This window comes from Christensenella sp. (genome assembly GCF_034927525.1).
Lineage (GTDB): Bacteria > Bacillota > Clostridia > Christensenellales > Christensenellaceae > Christensenella.
In genome coordinates this window covers 1-8,885 of the sequence record NZ_JAYFPU010000375.1, presented here as the reverse complement: position 1 = coordinate 8,885, position 8,885 = coordinate 1, and the positions used below count along the sequence as shown (strand labels likewise).

Below are 8,885 nucleotides of genomic sequence, written 5' to 3'. Positions count from 1 at the left end.
TTACAAAAAAATATGCGAACATCTCCGCAATCGTCGCTTTTGACTGCGGGATCAGCACATCCCAAATGATGCGTCCTCTACTTATACCAAGTGTTGCTCCCACCGCTTCTAAGTTCTGGTTTAATTTTCCAAAGGTATTATACATCATCAGGTAGGGCGAAGCGAAAAAGTGCATAATATTGACAAGGATCAATATTGCCAGTGTACCGTAGATGAAAGACCCATTGAAAAACATCATATAAGAGAGACCCAGTACAAGCCCGGGGATCGCAAGGGTAATGATAGAGACCAAATGAAGCATTTTTGAAGATTTCGATTTGACACGGGCCGTCATATAGGCCGTAATATACGCAATCGTAACCCCGATCACAGAGACGCACACTGCAATAATCAGTGAATTTGCCAGATACCGGTCAGCACCGATATTCATGGTACGCGTGATATTATCAAGCGTAAATGACATATCGATCGGATATTTCTTTACAAAGGTCAACACTGCAAATGCTGCAATAGGCAGCAGGATACATAAACCAACAATACTGCATGAAAGATACGCGAACCCATCCCTTATTTTGTTTTTGAGTATCCGAAAAGGTTTGATTACAAACGAAAGGTTTCCCTTATTTTTATCCAGCAAATCGATCAGGAAGGCAATAAATGCCGGAACAAGCAGCACAAGACCAATCACACTTCCTTTTCCAAAATTCAGCAGCCCCACTACGTCCTGATACATCATGACCGGAAGCGTTGTGAACTGTCCTCCTACCGTAAGCGGAACGCCATAGTCAGTTATGACCAATGTAAATACCGCAAAAACAACGGAGATCATCGGTTTACGCATATATGGGAACGTGATCGCCATGAATTGGTTGGCCTTGGATATTCCAAGTACGGACGCCGCCTCATACGGCGTACTATCTTCGTAACGCATCATATCAGACACCATCAAAAACGCAACAGGAAATGAATACATCACCGAACCAATAACAATACCCCAGAAACCGTATATATTGCCATCAATGTGAAGTAAGTTTGTCAGTACGCCGTTTGAACCAAACAATACGACAAGACCCATGCCGTGCGAAATAGACGGGATGAGCATTGGCAACGTAAAGAGGATCGTAAAAAGCCCTTTACAGCGGATGGCCGAACGCTCAATAAACCATGCAAGCCCTGCTGCCAAACCTACTGAAATCAATGTAGAAGTAAGCGATACCCATACGGAATGCCCGAGCGCTGTCATAAACCCTTCGGAGGTGATCAATTGACCGATGTCTTCTCCCGCCATTGATGTAAGCATATAAATAAGCGGCAGCAAAACAGCAACAATAAAAAATGCAGCCAGCAAAAGCTTGATACCCGACAGGCCTTTTTGCTTCAGCATCATGCCTTCGCCCTCGCAAACTGGATCAGAGAGTCAATCTTTAACTGGATATTATGTATCACAAAACGCTCAACATACTCATTTGCAGGACGGTCGATTATATTTCTGGGCGTATCAATCTGTTGTATCTTCCCTTCATTTAACACCATGATCCTGTCCGACATAGCAAACGCTTCTTCCTGATCGTGCGTGATATAAATCATCGTCGAACCAAACTTTTTTTGTATACTCTTTAGCTCTGCACGCAACGAAAGTCGCGTGTCTACATCGAGTGCAGACATAGGCTCGTCAAACAATATGATATCCGGATTGAGCGCCAGCGTCCTTGCAATCGCAACGCGCTGCTGCTGTCCACCCGAAAGTTTACCCGGCCGCTTCTCCTTATGTTCTGCAAGACCGACCTGTTCAATCAACCGCTCCGCTGTTTCGTGCGCCTTGTCCTTAAGCGACGGATGTCTTTTAAGTGCATATTCAACATTTCCAAGAACTGTCATGTTTTCAAACAATGCATAATTCTGGAAAACAATGCCCATCCCGCGTGCAGACGGTATACTGTTTGTGATGTCTTTGCCATCCTTATAAATTTTACCTTCCGTTGGCTGTTCGAGCCCAATCAACATACGCAAAAGTGTCGTTTTTCCACACCCAGAAGGCCCCAACACGGATAGAAACTCTCCCTCATGCACTGTAAAATCAATGCCGTGCAATACCTGATTTGTCCCGAATATTTTCGAAAGATTTTCAACTGCAAGTTTTTCATTCATCTAGTGTACCCACTTCTCTAACAGACGTTCTTTTTCCGCTTTGGTGTCGTTGCCCATATCTGCATATTTGATATTCGAAGGATAATTTTCCATCTCAAAATCGACATCTTTGTAAATTTTTTCAGGAAAATATAATGCCTTGTCTTCTGCAACCAGCGTCGTATTTAAAAAATCGAACACATCTCTTACACACTGTCTTTCATCTTTTCCCTTGATCATTCCTATGCCATAGCGCGAATAAGGCGACCCTTCTTCAAAATACATTATTTTGAGCGGCGCACCGTTATTGATCTCCATAACAGCCTGTCCTGTCATCGCAAGTCCGATTACTGCTTCGCCTTGTACAAGTGCATTGACGGGTCCTGATCCAGATGAGGTAAACTGTAAGATGTTTTTAGAAAGCTTATCAAAATAGTCAAATGCACGTTCTTCGCCCCATGCGTTCACCAGACTTTTTAAGAACATGTATCCCGTCCCTGAGGATTTCGGATTGGGCATAGATATAAGCCCCTGATATTCCGGCTTCAATAGGTCTTCGTAGTTTTCAGGCTCCTGCAGGCCCCGCTTCCTGAGTTCTTCAACATTTATTGCAATACAACCGCCGTTTCGGCATTCCGGTAAAACTTTCTGATCCGCATTCAACATGTCGTCTTCAAATTTAGAAGTATCATATTCCGAAAGATCGGCAAAAGCGTCCTTCAGTTTATCGACATACCCATATTCCATATCATAAGTGATATCACATTCCGATTTTTCTCCCTCAACAAGAAGACGAGCCGCCTGATTGCCGGTGGGCATATAGCCAACGATAATATCATATTGCGGAAATTGTTCTTTCAGACGTGAAAGGATAAATTCATTGCGGTATTGCTCTGCGCTGGAATAGATTATGACTGTATTTTGGCCTTTGCCTGAACAGGAAGTAAATGAAAAGCACAATAAAATGGCTAATATGACTATTAAAAAGCGCTTCATGCCTACCCCCATACCAACAACCCTTACTTTTTCATTCCTGACAAATCAAGATGTATTTGAGACGACAAGCACCCAAAAGGGTGCTTTTTTGCTATATATTTCTTGAACGACAAAGTAATAGTTTTTGTTCTTTTGTTATCGCAAAATTATTATAGCATCGTAAATGAACACAGTCAACGTACATATGACTCCAAACAGCATATTTGCGTTCGTTTTTTATAGTAATAGTGGCAATATGTAACAAAGAGGCGGTTTTGCAACCGCCTCTTTAGTACTATTTCTGTTTTTGCTCTTGCTCCATTTTCAAGTTTTCAAATGCGCTGTATATCATCAGCTTGATACGGTTTAACTGGTTTACCTCTGATGCGCCCGGGTCGTAATCCACCGCGACAATGTTCGCCTGCGGATATGTGTTGCGTATCCCGCGGATCATGCCCTTTCCTACCACGTGGTTAGGTAGGCAGGCAAAAGGCTGTACACAGATAATATTAGGCGCGCCTTCTTCAATCAAGTGAAGCATTTCCGCCGTCAGGAACCATCCCTCTCCTGTGCAATTCCCGCACGAGATCATATCTTCTGACTGCTCAGCCAGATGATGGATATTCGGATATGGCGTATAGTATTTGCTCTTTCTAAGGGCACGCTGAATGGGGTTGCGGAACCAGTTAACAAACCAAATACCAAACATAGATGCCTTATAGACCCCTTTGGATTTTCCCATTTCCTCATGCTTAAATTTACAGCTATATAAGCTATATGTAAAAAACTCCATTAGCGCAGGCATCACGGCCTCGCCGCCTTCCCGCTCGATCACCTCGATCGCGTGGTTATTGGCGTCTGGATGATATTTTACGAGGATCTCTCCGACGATACCGACCTTCGGCTTTACAACATTGGTACGTTCGATCGCCTCGAAATCCCGCACCATCTGTTTTGAAGCCTTACGATAGCCAAAATACCGCGTGTTTTTTACGATATCCTGTACTTTCGCGACCCACTTGTCAAACAATGCGTCCGTTTCGCCTTTATTCTTTTCATACGGCCGTGTCGCAAGCAGCAGCTTCTGCAGTAAGTCTCCCAGCGGAATGGCAAGAAGCAGACGCATAGCCAATCCTCCCGTAAACTTAAAGCCAGGATTCTTTTCCAGACCTGAGAAGTTTATGGATACGACGACCACCTGCGGGAAGCCCGCTTCCTTCAAAGCCTTGCGCAGGAAAGCCAGATAATTTGACGCACGACACCCACCGCCCGTCTGCGTGAGCATAATAACAGTGTTATCCGGGTCGAGTTTGCCTGTAATAAACGCATTCACAAGTTGTCCCACGACGATGATCGTCGGGTAACACGCGTCGTTGTTGACATATTTCAAGCCTACGTCGATGTCTTCCTTGGTCACTTCTGTCAGTACCGTAAAGTTGTATCCCGTAGGATCGAACGCTTGCTTTAAAAACTGGAATTGAAGCGGCGCCATCTGCGGACAAACGATCGTCCCTTTCTCGCGCATTTCCTGTGTGAAAATACGGCGGTGCCATACCGCGTTCTTTGGCTCTGCTTTTTTCTCCGGTTTTTCTTTCGCTTCTTCGCCCTTTTCCTTCAAAGCGGCGATCAGCGAACGCAGCCTTATCTTCGCCGCGCCAAGATTGCTGATTTCGTCGATCTTTAATACCGTGTATATCTTGTCCGCGGCAGAAATGATCTCATGCACCTGATCCGTCGTGATCGCATCCAGCCCGCAGCCAAACGAATTCAACTGCACCATCTGCAGGCAATCATAACGCGCTACCGCTGCAGCCGCTTCATAAAGGCGCGTATGATAGGCCCATTGATCCATGACCCGAACCGGGCGCTCCAAATGTCCCAAATGCGCTACACTGTCTTCTGTCAGTACCGCAAGACCGTAGCTTGTAATAAGCGAGGGAATCCCGTGATTGATCTCCGCATCTACATGGTAAGGCCGTCCCGCAAGCACAATGCCTGTATTTCCCGTCTCCTTAAGCCACTGGATCGTTTTCTCGCCCTGCTCACGCATATCCTGCTTGAAGCGGTCAAGCTCGGCATACGCGGCGTCTGAGGCCTCCTGTGCCTGTTGCTCGGTGATCCCATATTTGCCGAATTCCTTCATGATCTTTTTGGGCATGAACTCCTGTTCATCAAGGGCCACAAAGAAATTGATAAATTCTATCCCATTCTCCGACAGAACATCCATATTATTTTTAATTACTTCCGGATAAGACGTCACGACCGGACAATTGTAATGATTGTTTGAGTCGCCGAACTCCTTGCGCTCATACGGAATACATGGATAAAAGATCTTCTTGACGCCTTTTTCAGCAAGATTCTCTATGTGTCCGTGAATCAGTTTCGCCGGATAGCACACCGTATCTGATGAGATCGTCTCCATCCCTTTTTCAAAGATCGCATGGTTGGAGGGGTCCGACAATACGACGCGGAATCCGAGCTTAGTGAACATCGCATGCCAGAAGGGATAGTTTTCAAAAATATTCAGTGCACGCGGAATACCGATCGTCCCGTTGGGCGCCTGATCTTCCGGCAAAGATTCATAATCAAATACGCGCTTCAGTTTATAATCATATAAATCAGGCAGATCGTTTTTCTTGACAACCCCGCTTCCCTTTTCGCAGCGATTGCCCGAAACAAACTTTCTACCATCTTCAAATGTCGTGATGGTCAGCATACAGCGGTTTTCACATTTACCGCAACGCGCAAAGCTTCCCTTGTAGGTAAATTCGGAAAGCTCATCTTTCCCAAGCATGCCCGAGCGTTTGCCCTTCATCTCTTTTTTCGCGAGCAGTGCGGCGCCAAACGCCCCCATCAATTCCGCAATATCCGGACGTACTACCTCTCTGCCCAGCTCCAATTCAAAGGTGCGCAGGATCGCATCGTTCTTGAACGTACCGCCCTGGACAACAATATTTTTGCCAAGATCAGCCGGATCCTTGACCTTAATGACTTTGTAAAGTGCATTTTTAACGACTGAATAAGAAAGCCCGGCGGAAATATCCCCCACCGTAGCGCCTTCCTTCTGTGCCTGTTTAACACGGCTGTTCATAAATACCGTGCAGCGCGTACCCAGATCGACCGGATTGCGCGAAACAAGAGCCTCTTGTGCGAATTCCTGGATTGGTATGCCTAGTGAATAGGCAAAGGTCTGCAAAAAGCTGCCACAGCCGGAAGAGCATGCTTCGTTGAGCATGATGCCATCGACAACTCTATCCTTGATGTGCAGACATTTCATATCCTGACCGCCAATATCAATGATCAGGTCAACTTCATTGTTAAAAAACTCCGCCGCTTTATAGTGCGCCATCGTTTCGATCTCACCAAGATCAAGCTTCAATGCTTCCTTGATGATCGCCTCGCCATAGCCTGTGACACAAGCTCCGGCGATATAAGCTTTTTCAGGAAGCTTATCGTAGATATCGCGTGCGATCTCTACCGCAGAATCAAGCGGACTGCCCTCGTTGGAATGGTAATGTGAATAAAGCATACGGTATTGATCGTCGATCAGTACCGCTTTGATCGTTGTACTGCCTGCATCAAGCCCCAGGTAACACGCGCCCTCCGCTGTACTGATCTCTGCACGTTCTACATTTTTCTGCGCATGGCGTGCATTGAACGCCTCATGTTCTTCTTCCGTCTCGAACAGCGGACGCAAACGACGTGTCTCATGCGCGCCTTCCCCTGCATTTGTAAGCATATCCGGAAGATCTTTGATCTGGAAGGACTTTCCCTCTGCCATCAGCGCCGCACCCAGCGCGACAAATAAATGTGAATTCTCTGGATGAATGATTGCGTCGCCACTTAAATGAAGCGTTTCAATAAACCGCTGGCGAAGCTGTGTTAAATAGTGCAACGGCCCTCCCAAAAAGGCAACGTTGCCGCGGATCGGTCGTCCGCACGCAAGACCGGATATGGTCTGATTGACTACCGACTGAAAAATAGACGCAGCAATATCTTCCTTGGCTGCGCCTTCATTGATAAGCGGCTGTACATCCGTTTTTGCAAATACGCCACAGCGCGCTGCGATCGGATACAGTGTATTGTATGACTCTGCGAGTTCATTGAGCCCCATCGGATCGGTATTTAGAAGCGTAGCCATCTGGTCGATAAACGCGCCTGTACCGCCAGCGCACGTACCGTTCATACGCTGTTCCAAAGACGGCTTCATGTATGTGATCTTCGCGTCCTCGCCGCCAAGCTCCAAAACAACATCCGCCTGTGGGATGTATTTCTGCGTTGCACGCGCACCTGCCACCACTTCCTGTACAAAGGGCAGATCCAGCAGCGTTGCAACAGTAAGGCCACCAGAACCTGTAATGGCCGAGGTGACCTCATACTCCCCGCATTCTTGTGCGACCTCTTTAAAAAGATTGAAAAGCTCTCCGCGTACATCCGAAAAATGTCTTCTATATCTGTCAAATAAAATATTATTTTCACCGTCTACCAATACGATCTTAATGGTGGTAGAACCGATGTCCAAACCTAACTTGTATTCTGCCATACAAAACCTCCTGCTGACAAAGTATTATACCAAATATATATGAACTATACAAGAACAGAAAAAGGGTGGATGCTTGTCACATCCACCCTTTTTAATATTAATTTTATGCTTAGAGCGGTCTCTTACCAGTGATAAATCTGCTCTGGAACCAAGAACCCATGCCTCTTTGGACAATCTGTCCTGAGCCGGACGACGCATCCAATATCTGTCCGCCGCCAAGGTAGATACCTACGTGACCAGTCACACATACGATGTCACCGCGTTCGAGGTCATCCCAGCCTACCGAAGTATAACCGGAGCTTGCCCAACCACCGGAAGTCATGTATCCGATGCCATTGCCACTCTGCTGCAGTGCATAGTAGATAAAGCCTGAGCAGTCAAACGAATCCGGGCCCTTACCGCCAAGACGGTACGGTTTTCCAAGCTGATCCATCGCTACGCTGATGAATGCTTCAACATTGCCCGGGTCAGCCGAATAAGAGGGCTTGGAGGGCTTAGGCTTGCTGCTGGAAGAACCACCACCGCTCGATCCGGAGCTGGAAGAACCGCTGCTGCTCGATCCAGAGGAAGAACTGCCATTCCCCTTGTTAGAGGAACTACTTTCTTCTTTCTTCTTTGCATCTTCAGCTGCTTTTTTGTCTGCCTCTGCTTTTGAAGTAGAAACTTCAGCATTGTCAGAGAACAATACATCCTTTGTTACATTACCAACGCTGCCATCGTCCGTAAGGCCGCTCATACGCTGGAATTCTCTTACAGCTTTATCTGTCATTTCACCGAAATGACCAGTTACGCTTACGTTATAACCAAGCTCTAATAATCTTTCCTGAATACGGGACACATCGTCGCCATCAGCGCCCAGTGCCGCGGTATATTCTTTTGCATCAGCAGAGAAAATCGCCGCCTGCGTTGCCGGGCCTGCCGCACCGTCTACATCAAGACCGTGCTTACGCTGGAAGGCCTGTACAGCCATCAGTGTTGCCGGGCCAAATAAATCTGTGGGCTGATCCTGCGACATATAGTGCAATTCCATAAGGCGTTCCTGTAATGCCGGAACGGAAGGATCTTGCATTCCCGCTGTCAGCGTCACATATTGAGGCGTCGGCTCGGGCGTCGGTTCCGGTGTTGCCACTGGTTCTTCTACCGACTGTGCCGTCAAGGAACTGTCTTCTTCTGTAATCTGTGTTGTTTGCTGTGTCGCATCGACAACTGCCGGTGCCTGCGAAGGCGTCTCTGTCGGTTC

5 protein-coding genes are annotated in these 8,885 nt (G+C 46.8%); all 5 read right to left on the bottom strand.

What is annotated here, in order from left to right:
- The coding region (locus VB081_RS14780; protein WP_323401534.1) for an ABC transporter permease subunit at window positions 1-1,387 on the bottom strand (1,387 nt) is incomplete at its 3' end.
- Window positions 1,384-2,148 (bottom strand): ABC transporter ATP-binding protein, encoded by a 765-nt coding sequence (locus VB081_RS14775; RefSeq protein ID WP_323401533.1) that lies wholly within the window; start codon window positions 2,146-2,148, stop codon window positions 1,384-1,386. The genes VB081_RS14780 and VB081_RS14775, both read right to left, overlap by 4 nt.
- Window positions 2,149-3,123, bottom strand: coding sequence for an extracellular solute-binding protein (locus VB081_RS14770; protein WP_323401532.1), 975 nt, complete (start codon window positions 3,121-3,123; stop codon window positions 2,149-2,151).
- A gap of 274 nt (window positions 3,124-3,397) precedes the next feature.
- Window positions 3,398-7,645 (bottom strand): acyl-CoA dehydratase activase-related protein, encoded by a 4,248-nt coding sequence (locus tag VB081_RS14765; RefSeq protein WP_323401531.1) that lies wholly within the window; start codon window positions 7,643-7,645, stop codon window positions 3,398-3,400.
- Between the two features lie 109 nt (window positions 7,646-7,754).
- Window positions 7,755-8,885: C40 family peptidase (locus VB081_RS14760; protein ID WP_323401530.1), on the bottom strand; the 1,131-nt coding region annotated here is incomplete at its 5' end.

Excerpts from the sequence above, each read along its gene's own strand:
- VB081_RS14770 (WP_323401532.1), bottom strand. The coding sequence starts at position 3,123 with ATGAAGCGCTTTTTAATAGTCATATTAGCCATTTTATTGTGCTTTTCA.
- VB081_RS14765 (WP_323401531.1), bottom strand. The coding sequence starts at position 7,645 with ATGGCAGAATACAAGTTAGGTTTGGACATCGGTTCTACCACCATTAAG.
- VB081_RS14775 (WP_323401533.1), bottom strand. The coding sequence starts at position 2,148 with ATGAATGAAAAACTTGCAGTTGAAAATCTTTCGAAAATATTCGGGACA.